The organism is Streptomyces sp. x-80 (genome assembly GCF_046549095.1).
Classification (GTDB): Bacteria; Actinomycetota; Actinomycetes; order Streptomycetales; family Streptomycetaceae; genus Streptomyces; species Streptomyces celluloflavus.
This window is the reverse complement of sequence record NZ_JAJPWM010000001.1, coordinates 495,862-514,066: the sequence shown is the minus strand read 5'-3', so window position 1 is coordinate 514,066 and position 18,205 is coordinate 495,862. Positions and strand designations below refer to the sequence as shown.

The following is an 18,205-nucleotide window of genomic DNA, read 5'->3' as shown; positions in this document are numbered from 1 at the left end:
GTGGTGCGTGTCCTCGGGGGCCGTACCGCCGGCCGGGTGGCCGGGGCCCGGGGTGGCGGCGGGACCGCTCCCCGGGCCCCGTCGGCTCAGGACCCTTCCGACCGGCGGACGTAGCGCGCGCTCGCGGCCGCGAGCGCGACCCCGTACAGCGCGAGGACCACCGCGAGCAGCAGGTAGTACAGCGGCGGCGGGGCGTACATGCCCAGCAACGGCCCCAGCGGGGAGAGCGGCAGCAGCACACCCACGGCCGCGAGGGCGACGACGGCGAATTGGACCGGGCCGGGCGCGCGCCCTTCGGCGGCCCGGCGGCCGGCGCGCAGCAGCAGCATCACCATCGCCTGGGTGAGCAGGTTCTCGGTGAACCAGCCGGCATGGAACATCTGCGGGTCGCCGGAGCCCGCCGTCGTGTGGACGGCGAAGGCGAGGACCGCGAACGTGGCCAGGTCGGCGGTGGCGTTGAGCACGCCGAACGCGGTGATGAAACGGAGGAACGCGCGCGGGCGCAGGACGGCCGGCCGGCGCACCGCGGCGGGGCCCGGCCGGTCGAAGGCGAAGGCGAGCTGGGCGGCGTCGAAGCAGAGGTTCTGGACCAGGACCTGCGCCGGGAGCATCGGGAGGAACGGCAGCAGCAGCCCGGCGGCGAGCATCGCGATGACGTTGCCGAGGTTGGAGGAGAGCGTGATGCGCAAGTAGGCCGCGATGTTGGCGCTGCTGCCGCGCCCGGCGGTGATCGCGCCGTCGATGGCGGTGAGATCCTTCTCGGCGAGCACCACATCGGCGCCTTCACGCGCCACGTCCACCCCGCCGCGCGGACAGATGCTCACGTCGGCGGCTTGCAGCGCGGGCAGGTCGTTGACGCCGTCGCCGAGAAAGCCGGTGCTGCGCCCGCTCTCGCGCAGTGCGGTGACGATGCGGGCCTTGTCCTGCGCCGTGCAGCGCGCCACGACCGTGGCCCGGCCGACGGCCGCGGCCAGCGCCTCTCCGGTGAGCGTGGCGAGCCGGTCGGCGGTGAGCACCTCGCCGGGGTCCAGGCCGAGGTCGTGGCAGGCCCTGGCCGCGGTGCCCGGGTGATCGCCGGTCAGGACCTTCACCTCCACACCGCGCCGCGCGAGGACGTCCAGCGCGGCGGCGGCGGAGGGCGCGAGCGCGTCGCGCAGTTCGATGAGTCCGAGGAAGGTCAGCCCGCGCAGGTCCGCGGTGGTGTACGCGCCGGAGCGGGCGGGGCGTTCGGCGACCGCGACGGCCAGCAGGCGCAGACCGCTCGCCGCACCCTGGGCGGCCAGGCCGAGCAGGTGCTCGCGGGTGGCCGGGTCCAGTTCCGGTTCCGTGCCGTCGGCGCGGAACGACGCGCACCGGTCCAGGACGTCCTCCACCGCGCCCTTGACGACGAGGGTGTGCGTGCCGTGCTGCCCGGGGCGGCGGACCACGGCCGTGGCGAGCCGGCGTACCGGGTCGAACGGCAGCGCCGCGATCCCGTCGTACTCCAGCGGGTCCGCGGCCAGTTCCCCGGCCGCCTCCAGCACCGCTTCGTCGAGGCTGTCCGGGACGGGCAGTTCGGCGAGTTCGAGGGTCCAGAAGCTGTTGACGGCCGCCCAGCCCAGGACGTTCGGGTCGGGGCGGCCGCGCGCGTCCACGGCCCGTTCCACTACCGGGCGGTCCTGGGTGAGCGTGCCCGTCTTGTCCAGACACAGCACATCGATCGCGCCGAGGTCGTGCAGTGCGGGCAGCCGCTTGACGATCACGCCGCTGGTACGTGCGAGGGCGGCGGCCCCCCGGGCCAGCGCGGCGGTCACGATGACCGGCAGCATCTCCGGGGTGAGGCCGACCGCGACGGCGACCGCGAACGGCAGGGTCTCCAGTCCGCGTCCGCGCAGCGCACCGTCCGCCATCAGCACCAGGGGCGGCATGATCAGCATGAAGCGGATCAGCGTCCAGGCGATGCCGTGCACCGAGCGGTCGAAGGCGCTCTGCGCGCGCCGCCGGGCCGGGCGGTAGGCGGCGAACCGGGTGTCCGCGCCGGTGGCGACGACCAGCGCCGTCCCGCTCCCGGAGGCCACGCTGCTCCCCTGGAAGCACATGTGCGGCGGCTCCGGCAGCCCCGCGCTCTCGTCGGACGGCGCGTCCACTGCGTACTTCGCCACCGGTGCGGACTCGCCGGTCAGGGCCGCCTGATGCACGGTCAGCCCGCTCGCGCGCAGCAGCCGCAGATCGGCCGGCACCAGGTCGCCGGGCCCCAGGCGGACCACATCGCCGACCACGAGCTGGTCGACGGGGATCTCCCGCACCTGCGGTGGCGCCGCGTCGTCCGCCCGCCGCTGTACGGAGGCCGTGGTGGCCACCAGTTCGCGCAGGGCGGCCATCGACCGGCTGGCGTGATGCTCGCCGCCGGACCTCAGGACGCAGCTGACCACGACGAGCACCATGATCACGCAGGCCGTCCCCCAGGAGGCGACGGCCGCCGACACCAGGCCCAGACAGAGCAGGACCGTGGTGAAGGGATCGCGCAGACTGCCCAGAAAGCGCCGCGGCCAGGAGGCCGGCCGCCAGGCGGGGACCGTGTTCTCGCCGTGCCGGACCAAAAGGTCCTCGGCCTGTTCCTCCGTCAGGCCGCGCGGTCCGCTGCCCAGCAGCCGCAGCAGCTGAAGGGTGGTGAGCTCGGCCGGCTCCCCGCCGCCCGAGCCGTGCGGCGGGGCATGGCCGGCCGGAACGTCCCGGGTGCCGGAAGCGGTGCGGCCGGTTCCGGGTGCCGCGGTGGTCTCAGGCACCGACGTCACGGAGGGGTGCCGCGGCCGGGTGTCCGGCGCGGTCGGCCAGCTGGACGACCAGCAGCCGGACCACCGCCACCACGTCGGGGTCGTCGACGAGGTACACCACCCGGCGGCCTTCCCGGCGCGAGCGCACCAGTCCGGCCAGCTTCAGCTTCGTCAGATGCTGGCTCACCGCGGGCAGCGCGCCGCCGACCCGCTCCGCGAGCCCGCTCACATCGCTCTCGCCCTGTGCCAGCGCCCAGACGATGTGCAGCCGCGGCGGCGAGGCCAGCAGTCCGAACATCGCGGCCGCTTCGGCCAGCACCTCGGCCGGCGGATCCACCATGCCACCCTTGCTGCCCATCACCACTGCCGCTCTCCATCCCCCTGGGGCGTCACCCGTGTCCCCGGAACGCCCAGTCTAGGCGCCGCGCGGCACGCCCTCCGGCGTACGGGGGCACCGGGGCGACCTGGCGACCTGGCGACCTGGCGACCTGGCGACCGCGGACGGTGGGCCCGCGGCTCCGGGCGCACCGGGTGTCCGTCAGGGCGGCCGTGGGCCGTTCCGGCATGCCGGTGTGCCCCGGCCGGTACGTGCGGCGCGGGGTTCGCCGTCCGCCACGTACGGCCCGGGGCTTCGCCGGCCGCTCCGGGGCCGCGGTTCAGGCACGTTTGGACGAGGCGAGGTGGGCGAACACCACCACGTTGTCGGTGTAGTCCTTGGCCGTCTTGTTGTAGGCGCCGCCGCAGGTGATCAGGCGCAGCTCCGGGGTGGCCGCCTCGCCGTAGACCCGGTCGTCGGGGAACTCCGCCTTGCTGAACGTCTCCACGGAGTCGACCTTGAACGTCGCGACGGTGCCGTCGTCACGGGTGACGGAGACCGTGTTCCCGGCCTTGAGCGTGCTGAGCTGGAGGAACACGGCCGGGCCGGTCTTGGTGTCGACATGGCCCGCGACGATCGACGTACCGCGCTCACCGGGTGTGGCGCCGCCCTGGTACCAGCCGACGAGATTGTTGTTCTCCGCGGCCGGTGCGTTGAGCTGTCCCTTCGCGTCGAGGGTCAGCGCGGTGAAGGGCGCGTCGACGGCGATCGCCGGGATCGTGAGCCGCTTAGGGGTGGCAGGGGGCAGCGCCTGGACCGCCGAGGTGGCCGGCCTGGGGGCGTCAGGAGCGTCGGGGGCGTCAGGGGCGGCGGGAGCGGGGACGGCGGCCCTGGGGCGGGGCAGCGGCTGGGTCTGCGCGGAGGTGCCCATGGAGTTGTAGAGGAGGAAAGCGCCCAGCCCCACCGCGGCGATGGGCCACAGCAGGGCGCGGCCGAGAGAACGGTGGGCGGGGGCGGGGGCGGAGGAGTCCGGCTGGGGCGGCGGCTGGGTGGCCATGGGGTGGTGCCTTTCGGGTGGCGGACACGACGGCGGGGCGGGAGGGGGAGCACACATGCAATCGCCGCGGCCACCGTCCGCGAGGGACGGTGGCCGCGACAGGCAAACAGCCTGCGGCCGGATCAGGCCGCCGTGGTGCCGGAGTTGTTGCGACGACGCAGGACGTACGCCCCGGCGCCGAGGCCACCGAGCAGCAGCACCGCGCCGGCCGCCATGCCGCCGCCGGTCACTGCCATGGCACCGCCACCGGTGTGCATACCACCGTGCGGACGCCCGCCACGGCGGTCGTGGTCCCAGCCACGGTCCCAGCCGCGGTCGTGGTCCCAGCCGCGGCCATGGTGGTGGTGGTGGTGACGACCCCGCTCGTGGTCCCGACCCCGGTCATGGTCCCGACCCCGGTCGTGGTCACGGCCACGGTCGTGGTCCCGACCCCGGTCGTGGTCCCGACCCCGGTCACGGTCACGGTCCCGGTCACGGTCACGGTCCCGACCGCGGTCACGGTCGTGGTCCCAGTCCCCGGTCACGACCTTGGCGAGGGCACCGCCACCGGTGTGGATACCACCGTGCGGACGCCCGCCACGGCGGTCGTGGTCCCAGCCACGGTCCCAGCCGCGGTCGTGGTCCCAGCCGCGGCCATGGTGGTGGTGGTGACGACCCCGCTCGTGGTCCCGACCACGGTCATGGTCCCTGCCACGGTCGTGGTCCCGACCCCGGTCGTGGTCCCGACCCCGGTCGTGGTCACGGCCACGGTCGTGGTCCCGACCCCGGTCACGGTCACGGTCCCGGTCACGGTCACGGTCCCGACCGCGGTCACGGTCGTGGTCCCAGTCCCCGGTCACGATCATGGCCAGGGCACCGCCACCGGTGTGGACGCCGCCGTGCGGCCGGCCACCCCGACGGCCGTGGTCGTGGTCCCAGCCACGGTCCCAGCCGCGGTCGTGGTGACGACCCCGCTCGTGGTCACGGCCACGGTCATGGCCCCGGCCCCGGTCGTGGTCCCGGCCACGGTCGTGGTCACGGCCCCGGTCGTGGTCACGCCCGCGGTCGTGGTCACGGCCCCGGTCACGGTCGTGGTCCCGGCCACGGTCACGGTCGTGGTCCCGGCCACGGTCACGGTCGCGGTCGTGGTCCCGGCTGTGGCCCGGACCGCCGTCCGTGCCCAGGCTCTCGGTCAGTGTGATGGCATTCGCGGCGGGAGAGGTGATCGCGAGGACCGCCGTGATGGCGGCCGAGGCGAACAAGGTGCGGGCAGTGCGCATGGGGAATTTTTCCTTTCGCCGCGTCTGCGAGGGCCGACACTTCATCGGCTCATGGCATCGCAGTAGCGACGTGATCACCGTCAGTCGGATCGCGACTCGGCACCACCGGAGAACGCCGCAGTCGAGTTACTCCCTGGGCCCTTCGGGTTGCCCGGGGCCCGCAATTCACCCATTGGGCGGCGCGCGGCGCCTCAGCGGCGTCATCACGTTGGGGTAGCGGCCGCTCCCGCGACGGATTCCGGCGGGTTGCCGAGGCCCTCGCGGGCGGCCGTGCGGCCCGGTACGAGCCCTGATCGCAGGGTGAGCGGTGCCCGGCCGCGCCACCGCGACAAGCGCCGGTCACCTGCGCACGAGGACCGATCGCCTCGGCAGGAGACCGGTTGCCTCGGCACGGCGGCGGCGACGGTGGACGGGCTCGCCCCTGCGACGGCGCGGGGGCCGGGCGGGCTCGGTGTACCGGGGTTCGTTCGGTGACGCCGCAGACAGGGGGAGCGGGTGCCTGGCCGAGGGATACGGGCTCCCGGGCTGCGTGGATCGGCCGCGGCTGGCATCGAGGACGCGCCCTCCAACCAGCCTTCACATACGGGAACTTGCGACGCCGCACGCCGCTTCTCCCCCGCGGCCTCTCCCCGTTTCCTCCCCGTCCCCTGCCCCCTGACGTCTGCCTCATGGCGTCGATCGCACGGCGCACCCGGCTCACGCCGTCCGGCTCACCCCCGCTCTCTTCCTGACGGCGCCCCGACCGCCGGCCGGCGCACACACTCCATGGCCACAACAACCCCTACACGGACTCCTGTTGAGACATATCGAGCCCGCGCCGAGCTCTCCTGGACAGCACTCGGGCGGGCATCCTCTCGCCGCCCGCACCGATCTCCACCACCGGCCGCCACTTCCGCCACGATCGCAGCGTCCTGCACCGCAGCGCCGCCGTGCACCCCCACCGTTCGACGACGCTCCGCCGCTCGCGCCGCCCGGCAGATCGAACGCAGCCCGGCAGATCGAACGCAGCCGGGCCGTTCCCCGCAGCACAGGCCGCTCTTCAACGGCGCCTCCCCGTGCCCGTACCGGCCCGGCAGACCCGGGACCCCGGAACGGGCGACGGCGTACCCGCTGCCGGGCCGACCGCGCACGGCACCGTCCACCGGAGCACATGGAGCGGGACGTACCGGCCGGATGATCACGTGGCCGGTGGGGCGCGGGATCGTACTGTGGCGACCATGCCCCTTCGCCATGGCGGAAATCAGCGCCTCGGATATCCGGCGGCCGCGGTCGTGTTCGCCATCGGGATGGCGGGCACGACGCTGCCCACGCCGCTGTACGGCCTCTACCGCGAGCGGCTCGGGTTCTCCGAACTGATGGTGACCGTGGTCTTCGCCGCGTATGCCGTCGGCGTGATCACCGTTCTCCTCCTCGCGGGCAACCTCTCCGACGTGGTGGGCCGGCGCCCGGTGCTGCTGGGTGCGCTGGGGCTGTCGGCGGCCAGCGCGCTCTGCTTCCTCTTCGAAGGCGGGGTGCCGATGCTGCTGGTGGGACGGGTGTTGTCCGGGTTTGCCGCCGGACTGTTCAGCGGCACCGCGACGGCCACCGTGCTGGAGCTGGCGAAGCCCGGCCAGGAGGCGCGCGCGGGGTTCGCGGCGACGGCCGCGAACATGGGCGGTCTGGGCTGCGGCCCGCTGCTGGCCGGGCTGCTCGCCCAGTACACGCCGTGGCCGCTGAGCCTGCCCTTCCTCGTGCACCTGGCGCTGCTGGCCGTCGCGGGCGTCCTGACCTGGCTCGTACCGGAGACCGTTCGGACTGCCCGGACCGTCCGGACTGACGGGACCACGGGGCGGGGGCAGCAGCCCGTGCGATCCGCACGACGGCGTCCGGCGGCGCTCCGGGTGCCGCCCGAGGTCCGGGGGGTCTTCGCGCCCTCGGCGATCGCCGCGTTCGCCGGCTTCGCACTGCTGGGGCTGTTCACCGCGGTGGCGCCGAGCTTCGTGGGCCAGACCCTGGGCGTACGCAATCTGGCCGTCTCGGGCGCGGTCGTCTTCACCGTGTTCCTGGGCTCGACCGCCGGGCAGTCCTTGACGGGACGGCTGGGCATCACCAGGGCCCTGCCGGCCGGCTGCCTGGTGCTGGTAGTGGGTCTGCTCCTGGTCGGCGCGTCCCTGGTGGTGGAATCGCTGCCGCTGCTCGTCATCGGTGCGGTGCTCGGCGGCACCGGCCAGGGCCTGGCCTTCCGGGCCGCCCTGACCGCCGTGAGCGCCGCGGCACCGCCCGAGCACCGGGGCGGCACCATCTCGGCGTTCTTCGTCATCGCCTATCTGGGCATCTCGCTGCCGGTCGTCGGAGTCGGCGCGCTGACCCTGTGGCTGGGCCTGCGCGGTGCGGGCCTGACATTCGCCGGCTGCGTCATCGTCCTCGCCGCGTGCGTCGGCCGCTACGTACTGCGCCGGCCACCGACGGAGAGGTGACCGCCGGGCCGTCCGGGGCGGTGAGCAGCCGCCGAATCGACCGCTCACCGCCCCGTGCCGGCCACCGCGTCAGCGGCCTCGTCGGCTTCGTCGGCCGGCGTCAGCAGCTCAGATTGCCGCCGGGCTCGGCGCCCAGGATCTGTACGAAACTCAGGTAACTGTTGATCCGGCTCTGCACCTGTCCGGGGTTGCCGCCATTGCATTCGATCGCACCGTTGATGCTGCGGATCGTCTCGCCGAAACCGGCTCCGTTGACCATGGCGTCGTGCGCGGTCATCGTCCCCGGGCCCTTCTGTGTGTTCCAGTACCAGAGGGCGGTCTTCCAGGCCACCGCGGCATCCTGCTCCACCAGATAGGGATTGTTGAGCAGGTCGATACCGAGCGCGTCACCCGCCGCCTTGTAGTTGAAGTTCCAGCTCAGCTGGATCGGACCCCGCCCGTAGTACGCGGCCTGACCGGCCGGGCAGCCGTACGGCTGGGTGGCGTCGCAGTAATGCGGATAGTTGCCGGTGTTCTGCTCCACCACATAGACGAGGCCACCGGTTTCATGACTGACGTTCGCGAGGAAAGCCGCGGCTTCCTGGCGTTTGACCGTTTCGCTTCCGGTGTTCGCGAACTGCGGATAGGCGCTGAGTGCCGCGGTCAGGCCACTGTAGGTGTAGAAGGGATTCCGCTGCGGGAACATCTGCGCGAACTGCGCTTCGCTGACGACAAATCCGGCGGCTGGCGTGCGGTCTCCGGTCACGGACGCCGTAGCCGCCGCGGTCGGTACGAAGAGGGCTACGCCTATGGCCAGGAAGACGGCGCTCAGCAGCGCCGCGATACGAGACTTCACTGAGGTGACTCCTTGACCCCAACGACCCGGCCCCGCCCGTCACTTCATCGTGCGCTCCACACATTCCACCCCAGGACAAAGAAACGGAACATACGGAGCGCGCACCGCCCTCCGCGCATATGGAGCACATGAAGTACGCGAACCACAGGGACGGAAAGGGAGTGGGTGAGCAGACCGGGTCGTTCGGCATTGGATGCTGACGTCTGGACCGGGTCAGGCTAGGGGCGTAAGTGCGAGCACGTCCATACCACCTCACGGACGCCGCACCGTTCGCGCCCGCTACGCCGGTCCGGTGCGCGCGCCCTCGCCGGAACTCTCGCCCTGACCGCCCGGCAAGCCCTCCAACAGGCTGCCGAGAACGCCGAGCACCAACTCGCACACCATGTCCGGATCGGCGCTCGCGAGCGGCTCCTTGGCGACGACCACTCGCATCAAGCCAATTCCCAGCAGCCAGGAGAGCGCCAAATCGGCGCGCAATCCACCGTTTTCGGCCTGCGAGAGCGTCGCCAGGACCTCGGCGTACTCCTTCCCCAGCCCACGGAACGCTTCCGCGATCTCGTCGCTGCCACCGATGGACCGCAGGCACACCTCCAACGAACGGTCGGTGGAGGCCCCGCCGCTGACCAGCATGCCGCGCAGCGCCACCTCGAACAGCTTCTCCGCGGAGGTGGCCTGCAACTGCTCCTGGCCGCCACGCGCCATCACCTCCCCGAGCAGCGCTTTCTTCGAACCGAAGTACCGGAACAGCAGAGCCTGGTTGACCCCTGCCCGCGCGGCGATGTCGCGTACGGTCGCGCGCTCGTAACCGCGTTCCGCGAACAGATCCGACGCCGCCTTGAGCAGCAGCAGCCGGGTGCCTTGCGCGTCCCTGCGGCGCTCACCCACCTCGCTGTCGTACGAGGACTCCCCCATCACCACACTCCTCTCCGGCGGCCTGCCGTACGACGGCCACAATGCATCGTTGACCGCCCCAAGAGCGCGGCCTATCTTGCGTAAGCAGGTGCTTACACAAGGGAGGTCACATTGACCACGACTGACACAGCACCCGTCTCCTACCCCTTCAACATGCCCGAGAGCCTTGCGCTCTCCGAAGAGTATGACCAGGCCCGCAACCGACCCGGCCTGCTGAGGGTACGTATGGCCTACGGCGAACCGGCCTGGCTCGTCACCCGTTACGCCGAGGCCCGCTTCGTCCTCGGTGACCAGCGGTTCAGCCGGGCCGAGAGTGCTCAGCGCGACGAGCCCCGGCAGTCCGAAGGGCGCACCAAGGGCGGCATCCTGGGCATGGACCCGCCCGACCACACCCGGCTGCGCTCACTCGTCGCGAAGGCATTCACCGTCCGCCAGGTGGAAAAGCTCAGGCCGCGGGTCAAAGAGCTGACCGATGAACTCCTTGACGAACTGGAAGCCGCGGGACCGCCCGCCGATCTGGTGGACCGCTACGCCCTGCCCATCCCGGTCGCCGTGATCTGCCAATTGCTCGGCGTACCGACCGAGGACCGCCCGCGATTCCGGGTGTGGAGCGATGCCGCGCTGTCGACGAGTTCCCTGACGGCCGAGGAGTTCGAGGCGAACCGCGAGGAACTCCGCGCCTATATGTACCGGTTGGTCCAGGAGCACCGGCGTTCCCCGCAGGACGATCTGATGACGGGGCTCATAGATGCCCGGGACGTCGGCGACCGGCTCTCGGAACTCGAACTCGTCGACCTGTGCATCGCCGTACTCGTCGCCGGCCATGAGACCACCGCCACCCAGATCCCCAATTTCGTTCTCGCACTCCTGGACAATCCGGGCCAGCTCGCCGCGCTGCGCGCCAAGCCGGAGCTCATCGGCACCGCCGTGGAGGAGTTGCTGCGGTTCGTCCCACTGGGCAGCGGCGCGGGCCAGCCCCGGTACGCGATGGAAGACATCGAGGTCGGCGGCACACTGGTACGCGCCGGGTCACCCGTTCTGGTCGCGGTGGGCGCCGCCAACCGCGATGCACTGCGCTTCGACTCACCGGGCACGCTGGACATCGCCCGGACCGGCAATCAGCATCTGGGATTCGGCCACGGTGTTCACCACTGCCTGGGCGCGCCACTGGCCCGGCTGGAGCTCCAGGAAGCACTGAGCGCCCTCGTCAACCGATTCCCGAAGCTGCATCTGGCCGGCGATGTGGAGTGGAAGACCGAGATGCTCGTGCGCGGGCCGCGGGTCATGCCGGTGGGGTGGTGAGCACCTATGACGTGGCAGGTCGCGATCGACTCGCACCACTGCATGGCCTCCGGGGTCTGCGCCGGCACAGCACCTGATCTGTTCGTCCTCGACGGCCCCCACGCCCGGCCGGTGAACACCGATATCGCGGCTGACGAACGCGCCCTGGACGCCGCCGATGTCTGCCCGGCGATGGCCATCACCATCCGCGACGGCGCGGAAGCCATCGGGCCCCGTCCCTAGACCGGCCGGGCGCCTCAGCTCTCCATCCGCCGCCTTCTGTATCGCGCTTCTCGTTCTCCTCGCCGCGCTTCTCCCTGCGGCGACATCATCGCCGTCGGCTGCCGCCGACCCGTCATCTCGGTGGTGGCCGACGGCGAACGCAGCGCATATCTCCCGCTATCTCCCGGCGAAGCCGGCCGTAGCGCAGATCGCCGGCACAGAACCGTCCGGCGGCAGGAATTGTCCGCGCCGTCTCAGCTCGCGCCGCGATCGGGGAACACCACCGCCCGGAGGTGTTCCGGCGACGAGATCCAGAATTGCCGATCGCCTTCCTCGGCAGTGGCATCGGCGGCGTGGGCGGAGACGGCAGCACGCCTGGCGGCGGTGACCGCGTACGTGGCCGCGTGCGGAGCATGCCGCGCAGCGTGGGCGGTCGCGGCGGCGCGGGTAGGCGTCCTGACCAGCGTGGTGGGCAGCGGTATGCGCGGCGAATGCGGCGGCGCGCGCCTCACACATGGCTCATGCTGTCCGAGGTGTTCGCCAGGGGGACACCCGTCCTTGAGGCCGCCAATGGAATGATCTCCGAGGTGGTCGAAATACGAGAGACCACGGAAAGCGAACCGTGCCAGCATGCCGGTTCATGGAAGACGACGAGAAAAGCCAGGACGCTCTGGCGGCAATTGCCGCTCGGCATCGGATCCCCGCCGAGGAAGTACGGCCCATCCCTTCGGGAGTGGCCAACCACGTTTACCTCCTCGGGGACCACATGGTGCTGCGAATCCCTCGGACGGAGGCTTTCGTCGCCGACCTCGTCAAGGAGGCGGCGGTCATCCCCGCCGCACGGCGCGTGGGGGTACGCACTCCCGATGTCATCACCTTCGATGACACCTGCTCCGAGATGAACGTGCCCTATATGGTGCTCGGCCGGGCACCAGGGGTCGATCTCGCACAACTCGAACTGTCCGAGACGGTGGCGCAGAAGGTCCTTCACCAGGTGGGACGGGAGTTGGCCAAGCTCCACCAGCTCGCTCCTGCCGCCCCACCGGCCCCGGCCACAACAGCCACAGCCACAGCCACAGCCACAGCCACAACGATGGACCTTCCGGGCGTTCCCATGGACGATGCGGCCGAGGATCCCCGGTCGCTGGTGGCCCGTCTGCTGGCCGACGGATACCTCGACGCTTCCGCCGCTCGCTGGCTCACCGAATGGTTCGACCGGCTGGCGGAACATCTTCCCGCCGAACCACAGCAGACCCTGGTACACGGTGACATCGCTCCGCAGAACCTCCTCGTCACCCCCGGGACGGCGGACCTCACCGGCATCGTGGACTGGGGCGACGCCCAGTGGGCCGACCCCGCGATCGAATTCGCCAAGTTTCCGCTGAGCGCCGTTCCCGCCATGCTCGACGGATATCGGGGACATCCGGGAGGCCCGAGAGGTCCGGGATCTCCCGGATGTCGAAGGGAGACCGCTGAAGAACCACCGGCGAGGACTCACACCTGGGAGGCACGGGTGCTGTGGCACCACCTCCACTGGGCCCTCGGCCGCCTGGCGGATCCCGTCCCCAGGCCCGGCGAACGCCACTGGACCGCGCCGCCGGCCAGCCGGCTCCTCAGCATCTTGCGTTTCTTCGCCGCGGGGCCACCCGCACCGTGGTCCGCCCTGGCCCAGCCAGTGCCCTGACGTCCGGGACCGGCCTCCCCGGCATCGCGCCGAACCACGTCACAGCCTGTCTCCGCCCGGACGTGGCAGGGGCCTCACGTCCCGTTGAGCAGTTGGCGCCTACCTGCCTGCCCACCGCAGCTCACCGGTCCCGGGACTTACGGCGTCGTCGCGGGCGGCACACGCAGCCGGCGGCTCCCTCTCGGATCTGGCGATAGGTGGGAGCGACGTCCCGGCCGCAGTGGGCGCAGCGGCAGGGCCACGGCTCGTAGGCACCGGGGCAGGGCACGAGCGGGATCAGGCCGGCGGCATGCATGACGCGCTCGGCGACGGTGCCGGCACCGGTGCCCGTCCCCGTACCAGCGCCGGTACTGCTGCCGGTGTCCGTACCGGTTCCGGTGCCCGTGCCGAGACCGGTCGGCGGCTGCATCGGCTGCGCCGGATGTGTCAGCTGAGGAGGGTACGCCACGTCTCCCGCGGGCGATGGCGCCGCAGGAACCGGGAATTCGGGCTCCCAGGAAGCAGCGTGCGGGGAGACCGGAGAGTCAGGGCTCGCGAAATCGGAACCCGGGGAGTCGGAACCCGAGGGATCGGGATGCGGAAAATCAGGCATCGGCAGAGCCGGCAGCCGTGGGTCCGACCGAACCGGAAGCGCCACCGTGACGTCCGGCACCGGAGCCGGAGCCGGCATCAAGGGCATCGGCATCGGCCCCGACACCAGCCCCGCCATCGGAGCCAGTGGAGGGGTCGGTGCAGGAGTGGATGCAGGGGGCGGCGTCGGGGATTGCGGCGGGAGCGACGGCTGCTGGGGCGGTGCCGGTGGGGCGTGGTCACCGGCATGCCACTGGTGCAGGCAGTCGGCGCACCACCACAGCAGTTCGCCGCCGCCATAGACACCCTCGTCCTCCCACAGCAGGTCGGTGCTGCCGCAGGAGGGGCAGGGCGTGGGCGGGGTACGGCGCAGCCGTGCGCGGAGGTTCATGAGTGGGACCTGGTCATGGTTCTCCGACTTCATCTGATCGGCGCTGTGGTGGCAAGGATTCGTCGTGCCGCGGTCTGCCGGTCGGCAGCCGCTCGGTCGGGTCGGCTGATCAGGCTTGTGGCCCGGGAAGCTGACAACACGTCTGCGATGGGGTGGAGGCCGTCTCACGAAGAGTAGGACGCGATAATTCGGTTGGTCGCCTCGCGAAGAGTAAAACGCGGTAATTCGCTGCAAGCCGTTACGCAGGGTGGCCGCACACCGGACGGCCCTTCCGCCGTGTGCCTCGGGAGCAGAGTGGCCATGCGGTCAACGTGTGGTGGTCGTCCCCGCACCGGCGAGGTGCGGGGAGCCGGCGTCGTCAAGGAGTTCGCACACGAGGCCGGTGATCAGCTCGGGCCGTCCGACGAATGAGGAGTGGCCGGTCCGCCACTCACGGACGGAGCCGCAGCGTACGACGACCTCGGCGCCCGATGTCCGCAATTCCGCGGCCACCCGGGCGAAGTGCTCAGGCCGGTGATACAACCCGTGGACCAGCACCACACCGGCCACTTCAGCCACCTCCCCAGACCAAGCCCGGAGACCAAACCCCAGGTGGTAGCGATCGTAGACCGCTCGGCACAACCACCGCCTCAGGCCCCGACCGCTCACCCGGATCGTCGTCCGAGGCCACCGGTGCACCATCCTCCGCGGGGTCATCTGCCGCGGCATCGGCGCCGGACCGCGCGGCTCAGGGACGAGGCCACGCCGACCCCTTCGTACGGCCGCCCCCTCACCTTGGCAACGGGCGGAAAGCGGCGGGCAGAAGGGTGAGAGACGGCGCGTGGCCCCGGCCGGGATACCGCCGTGTTCGCCCATGACCCGCAGCCCGGCCATCCCGCCTCCCCCACAGCGACAGGCCGCGACCGCTCGCGCTCAAGGACCGCCTGCCCCGTAACCCCATCCCCTCCCAGGCGGAACACCCGCCTTCCGGACGACGGCGGAAGCACTGCGTTCGGAGGACAGGAGGCGATGCGGTTCCTCCGCTGGGCCGATGCCGGCGCCGGGGCCCACGCATACGGTGACAGTGACTGCTGGCCGGGTTACGCGCATCATCGAGAGGGGCAGCGCATGCCGGAGATTGTCGATCTGGGCGCTTACGGTACGGACTTCGTCTCAGACCCCTATCCCTACTACGCCGAACTGCGCGCCCGGGGGCCGGTGCACCGCGTGCGTCTCCCCGACGGCATGATGGCCTGGCTGGTCGTCGGCCACGAAGCCGTCCGAGCCGCGCTGACGGACGCCCGGCTCAACAAGGACTGGCGTACCGCCGGGCTGGGGGACGCGAGCGTCGACGAATCGCCGCTGTTCACCAACATGCTGGACACCGACCCACCGCATCACACCCGGCTGCGGAAGCTGGTGGCCAAGGAGTTCACCTCCCGGCGTGTCGAGGCGCTCCGCCCGCGGGTCCAGCAGATCACCGACGAGCTGCTCGACACGATGCTCGGCGCACCCGACGGCCGTGCCGACCTCGTGGAGGCGCTCGCCTTCCCGTTGCCCATCACCGTCATCTGTGAACTGCTCGGCGTCCCCTCCATGGACCGGGAGGAGTTCCGCTCCTGGTCGAACGAGATCGTCGCGCCGACGACCCCGGAGGCGGCGCAGGCCGCGACCGGAGCGATGGCCAAGTACCTCGACGGCCTCATCGACGGCAAGCGCGCCGCCGCCGACGACGACCTGCTCAGCGCCTTGATCCGCACCAGCGACGAGGACGGCGACCAGCTGTCCCCCGGCGAACTGATAGGCATGGCCTTCCTGTTGCTGGTCGCCGGCCACGAAACGACCGTCAACCTGCTGTCCAACGGCGTACGCGCGCTGCTCCAGCACCCGGACCAACTGGCCGCTCTCCGTGCCGACCACACCCTCCTGGACAACGCCGTGGAGGAGATGCTGCGCTACGACGGTCCGGTGGAGACGGCCACCTGGCGCTTCGCCGCGGAACCGGTCGAGATCGGCGGCACGCTCATCCCTGCCGGGGAACCCGTACTGGTCGCCCTCGCCTCCGCCTCCCGTGACCCCGAGCGTTTCGTCGCCGCCGACGACTTCGACATCACGCGCGAGACCCGCGGTCATGTCGCGTTCGGCCACGGCATCCACTTCTGCCTCGGTGCCCCGCTGGCCCGTCTGGAGGCCCGGATCGCCATCCGCACCCTGTTGGACCGCTGTCCCGGCCTCGCCATGGACACCGACCCGGACGCCCTGACCTGGCGCACCGGGATGCTCATCCGGGGACCGCAGCAGCTTCCGGTCCGCTGGACCGGGCCGGACGCGTAGGGGGGTCCGCGGGCGACCCCGGCCGCCGCCCGCGCGTGCCTTCCGGCTGTGCGATCCCGGTACTCCGCGGTCCTGATCGCTTACGGGTGACCGTCCCGGCCGCCGCGTCGTACGCCGGGCCGCTGCCCCCTCCGTTCAGTGCGCGGCGCCCGGACCGTAGGCGCGCAGGAAGACCCGTACGCCGCCGGCGACGAGTTCCTCGATCTCGGGCTCGCCGAGCGGTACGGACCCGCACCAGGAGCGGTGGTTGACGCGGCTGGTGACCAGCAGGCCGAGGAATTCGGCCGCTTCGGACGGGTCGGGGACGTCCAGGAGACCCCGGGCGCCGAGTTCGGTCGGCCGGTCGGCCAGGGCACGCTGCACGGGACGGTCCTCAGGAGGCGTCCGGAGCAGTGCCGGGAAGTGCGGCGCTTCCGCGATCATCAGCCGCATGACGGCGGCCCGCTCGTCCGAGCTGGCGGCCTCCGTCGCGAAGGTGCGGCCGAAGGCGGTCAACGCGGCGTCAATGTGCCGATCCGCCTGCTCACGCTGTTCCTGGCCCGGCGCGGCCTGCCCGCCGCAGAACCGCGCGAACACGGTGCCCGGTAGCTGGACCTGACCGGCCTGGCGCTGCTCTCCCCCGCCCTGGCCCTGACCGTCTACGGACTGTCCGCCCGCACTGCCGGGCTGCCGCTGCCGGCCGCCGGAGTGGCCCTGCTCCTCGCCTTCGGCGTCCACGCGCCGCGCACCCGTTCCACCGCCCCGCTCCTGGACCTGCGGTTCTTCACCCACCGGCCGTCCGCCGCCGCCTCGGCGCTGAACTTCTTCTCCCGGCTGTCCGTCTTCGGCGCGGTGATCCTCATGCCGCTCTCCCACCAGCAGGTCCGCGGCCACAGCGCGCTGACCGCCGGTCTGCTCCCGGCGCCGCAGAGTCTCGGCACGATGCTCGCCCTGCCGTACGTCGGCAAGCTCACCGACCGTATCGGCGGCCGCCCCGTCGTCCTCACCGGGATCACCGTCACCACCCTGGGCACGCTTGCCTACACCCAGGTCGGTTCGCGCACGGGCGACCTGGTGCTCGGCCTGGCGCTGCTGGGATATACGCGACCTTCTCTCCGGCCGGACCGCGTTCCACCTTGAAGACAGCGCCCGAAACTGCGCCGTGGGCGTCGCGTGCGGTCGCCGGCAGCAGCTCTTTGATACCGGCGAGCAGCGAATCCATGCCCACGCCCGGGTGCGCCGACCCGAAGTACACCGGATGCACCAGCGCCTTTCCGGTCTGCACGGCCAGCTCGCCGCGGAGTCGGCGGTACGGGAGCGCCGTCTCGCCGTCGACAAAAGCGGCCAGAAGCGCATCGTCGTGATCGGATAGCAGATCAGTCAGTCTGGCCGTAAAAGTTTCATCGCTCGCGCCATAAGGCGAGAAGACGGGACGGCGTGTGCTCAAGTCACGTACCGATCCCATCGGGATGACCGACGGCGTCAGTTTCTCGGAAATCCCCCGCAGTACACCCTCGTACTGCGCACCGCCGAGATCAATCTTGTTCACGAAGACAAGTGTCGGAATGCGCAGCCGTCGCAGTGTCCACAGCAGTACGCGTGTCTGTGCCTGCACACCTTCGACAGCGGAGACCACCAGTACCGCGCCGTCGAGCACACTCAACACCCGTTCCACCTCGGCGCTGAAATCCGAGTGACCGGGCGTGTCGATCAGGTTGGCCATGACGTCATCGATGACGAACGACACGACAGCGGACTCGATCGTGATGCCGCGCTGCCGTTCCAGCGCCAGCGAATCGGTCCGGGTGCTGCCGTCGTCCACGCTACCGATCTCGTCGATGACACCGGTGACATGCAGCAGCCGTTCGGTCAGACTCCTTTTACCGGCGTCCGCATGCGCCAGAATTCCCAAATTCAAAATTCGCACGAAACGTCATGTCCTCAAGAGAGGCGGAAGTTCCCTTCTGGGTGAACATGAACGTCTTCCTCATCACGGTCTCCTTGATCGCTCGGTGATTCGCCGGAGTACAGCAAACAGCCCCTCAGCCGGCAACTCGTTTTCCGGGCGATGCGGCCGCCACACCCTTACTCGGCCCCCGCGCCCGCCCCGTCGGCTCGTCTCCGGGGCGGGGCAGCCCCCGCTCTCGACGACGGCGCGTGTCCAGCGGCGGCGGTGC

Annotated in this window: 16 protein-coding genes and 1 pseudogene; 7 read left to right on the top strand and 10 right to left on the bottom strand. The window is 71.3% G+C overall.

Features of this window, described 5'->3' with window-relative positions; translation table 11 throughout:
* Nucleotides 1-86: 86 nt before the first annotated feature.
* The 4 genes from mgtA to ACLJWH_RS02000 form a co-directional block, all read right to left on the bottom strand.
* On the bottom strand, nucleotides 87-2,774 hold the full coding sequence (gene mgtA, locus ACLJWH_RS02015; protein WP_411139768.1) for a magnesium-translocating P-type ATPase: 2,688 nt from the start codon (nucleotides 2,772-2,774) through the stop codon (nucleotides 87-89).
* Nucleotides 2,758-3,117, bottom strand: a complete 360-nt coding sequence (locus tag ACLJWH_RS02010; RefSeq protein ID WP_094793325.1) for an ArsR/SmtB family transcription factor — start codon at nucleotides 3,115-3,117, stop codon at nucleotides 2,758-2,760. Before ACLJWH_RS02010 ends, mgtA begins: the two co-directional genes overlap by 17 nt.
* A 292-nt stretch (nucleotides 3,118-3,409) precedes the next feature.
* Nucleotides 3,410-4,126: a class F sortase gene (locus tag ACLJWH_RS02005; RefSeq protein WP_411139767.1), complete on the bottom strand. Its 717-nt coding sequence runs from the start codon at nucleotides 4,124-4,126 to the stop codon at nucleotides 3,410-3,412.
* 122 nt (nucleotides 4,127-4,248) lie between these two features.
* On the bottom strand, nucleotides 4,249-4,362 hold the full coding sequence (locus ACLJWH_RS02000; protein ID WP_411139766.1) for an MYXO-CTERM sorting domain-containing protein: 114 nt from the start codon (nucleotides 4,360-4,362) through the stop codon (nucleotides 4,249-4,251).
* A gap of 15 nt (nucleotides 4,363-4,377) precedes the next feature.
* Here ACLJWH_RS02000 and ACLJWH_RS01995 point away from each other — a divergent pair, with 15 nt between their 5' ends.
* Together ACLJWH_RS01995 and ACLJWH_RS01990 are read left to right on the top strand one after the other, a co-directional pair.
* Nucleotides 4,378-5,451: a hypothetical protein gene (locus ACLJWH_RS01995; RefSeq protein WP_411139765.1), complete on the top strand. Its 1,074-nt coding sequence runs from the start codon at nucleotides 4,378-4,380 to the stop codon at nucleotides 5,449-5,451.
* 1,151 nt (nucleotides 5,452-6,602) lie between these two features.
* On the top strand, nucleotides 6,603-7,841 hold the full coding sequence (locus ACLJWH_RS01990; RefSeq protein WP_411139764.1) for an MFS transporter: 1,239 nt from the start codon (nucleotides 6,603-6,605) through the stop codon (nucleotides 7,839-7,841).
* A gap of 100 nt (nucleotides 7,842-7,941) precedes the next feature.
* Here ACLJWH_RS01990 and ACLJWH_RS01985 read toward each other — a convergent pair whose 3' ends face one another.
* Nucleotides 7,942-8,676 carry a chitinase gene (locus ACLJWH_RS01985; protein WP_411139763.1) on the bottom strand — a complete coding sequence of 245 codons (735 nt, stop codon included), beginning with the start codon at nucleotides 8,674-8,676 and terminating at the stop codon, nucleotides 7,942-7,944.
* Between the two features lie 279 nt (nucleotides 8,677-8,955).
* Complete coding sequence (locus ACLJWH_RS01980) at nucleotides 8,956-9,588, bottom strand: TetR/AcrR family transcriptional regulator (RefSeq protein ID WP_411139762.1); 633 nt, start codon at nucleotides 9,586-9,588, stop codon at nucleotides 8,956-8,958.
* Nucleotides 9,589-9,699: 111 nt separating this feature from the next.
* On the opposite strand from ACLJWH_RS01980, the gene ACLJWH_RS01975 reads away from it, so the two are divergent.
* Together ACLJWH_RS01975 and ACLJWH_RS01970 are read left to right on the top strand one after the other, a co-directional pair.
* Nucleotides 9,700-10,890: a cytochrome P450 gene (locus tag ACLJWH_RS01975; RefSeq protein WP_411139761.1), complete on the top strand. Its 1,191-nt coding sequence runs from the start codon at nucleotides 9,700-9,702 to the stop codon at nucleotides 10,888-10,890.
* A 6-nt stretch (nucleotides 10,891-10,896) separates the two neighbouring features.
* Nucleotides 10,897-11,112 (top strand): ferredoxin, encoded by a 216-nt coding sequence (locus ACLJWH_RS01970; RefSeq protein WP_411139760.1) that lies wholly within the window; start codon nucleotides 10,897-10,899, stop codon nucleotides 11,110-11,112.
* Nucleotides 11,113-11,345: 233 nt separating this feature from the next.
* On the opposite strand, the gene ACLJWH_RS01965 is transcribed toward ACLJWH_RS01970, so the two are convergent.
* Nucleotides 11,346-11,723, bottom strand: a complete 378-nt coding sequence (locus ACLJWH_RS01965; protein WP_411139759.1) for a hypothetical protein — start codon at nucleotides 11,721-11,723, stop codon at nucleotides 11,346-11,348.
* An 8-nt stretch (nucleotides 11,724-11,731) separates the two neighbouring features.
* Between ACLJWH_RS01965 and ACLJWH_RS01960 the strand changes: the two genes are divergently transcribed.
* Nucleotides 11,732-12,775, top strand: coding sequence for a phosphotransferase family protein (locus tag ACLJWH_RS01960; RefSeq protein ID WP_411139758.1), 1,044 nt, complete (start codon nucleotides 11,732-11,734; stop codon nucleotides 12,773-12,775).
* 1,267 nt (nucleotides 12,776-14,042) lie between these two features.
* On the opposite strand, the gene ACLJWH_RS01955 is transcribed toward ACLJWH_RS01960, so the two are convergent.
* Nucleotides 14,043-14,294: a hypothetical protein gene (locus tag ACLJWH_RS01955; RefSeq protein WP_411139757.1), complete on the bottom strand. Its 252-nt coding sequence runs from the start codon at nucleotides 14,292-14,294 to the stop codon at nucleotides 14,043-14,045.
* 549 nt (nucleotides 14,295-14,843) lie between these two features.
* Between ACLJWH_RS01955 and ACLJWH_RS01950 the strand changes: the two genes are divergently transcribed.
* Complete coding sequence (locus tag ACLJWH_RS01950; RefSeq protein ID WP_411139756.1) at nucleotides 14,844-16,049, top strand: cytochrome P450 family protein; 1,206 nt, start codon at nucleotides 14,844-14,846, stop codon at nucleotides 16,047-16,049.
* A gap of 135 nt (nucleotides 16,050-16,184) precedes the next feature.
* Here ACLJWH_RS01950 and ACLJWH_RS01945 read toward each other — a convergent pair whose 3' ends face one another.
* Nucleotides 16,185-16,766: a TetR/AcrR family transcriptional regulator C-terminal domain-containing protein gene (locus tag ACLJWH_RS01945; protein WP_411139755.1), complete on the bottom strand. Its 582-nt coding sequence runs from the start codon at nucleotides 16,764-16,766 to the stop codon at nucleotides 16,185-16,187.
* Between the two features lie 123 nt (nucleotides 16,767-16,889).
* Here ACLJWH_RS01945 and ACLJWH_RS01940 point away from each other — a divergent pair, with 123 nt between their 5' ends.
* The gene (locus ACLJWH_RS01940; RefSeq protein WP_411139906.1) at nucleotides 16,890-17,168 is read left to right on the top strand and encodes a hypothetical protein; all 279 of its coding nucleotides are present in this window, start codon (nucleotides 16,890-16,892) and stop codon (nucleotides 17,166-17,168) included.
* On the opposite strand, the pseudogene ACLJWH_RS01935 reads toward ACLJWH_RS01940, so the two are convergent.
* A pseudogene (locus ACLJWH_RS01935) lies at nucleotides 17,110-17,955 on the bottom strand (GTP-binding protein); the annotation flags it as partial. The gene ACLJWH_RS01940 and the pseudogene ACLJWH_RS01935 sit on opposite strands and share 59 nt — an antisense overlap.
* Nucleotides 17,956-18,205: the final 250 nt, after the last annotated feature.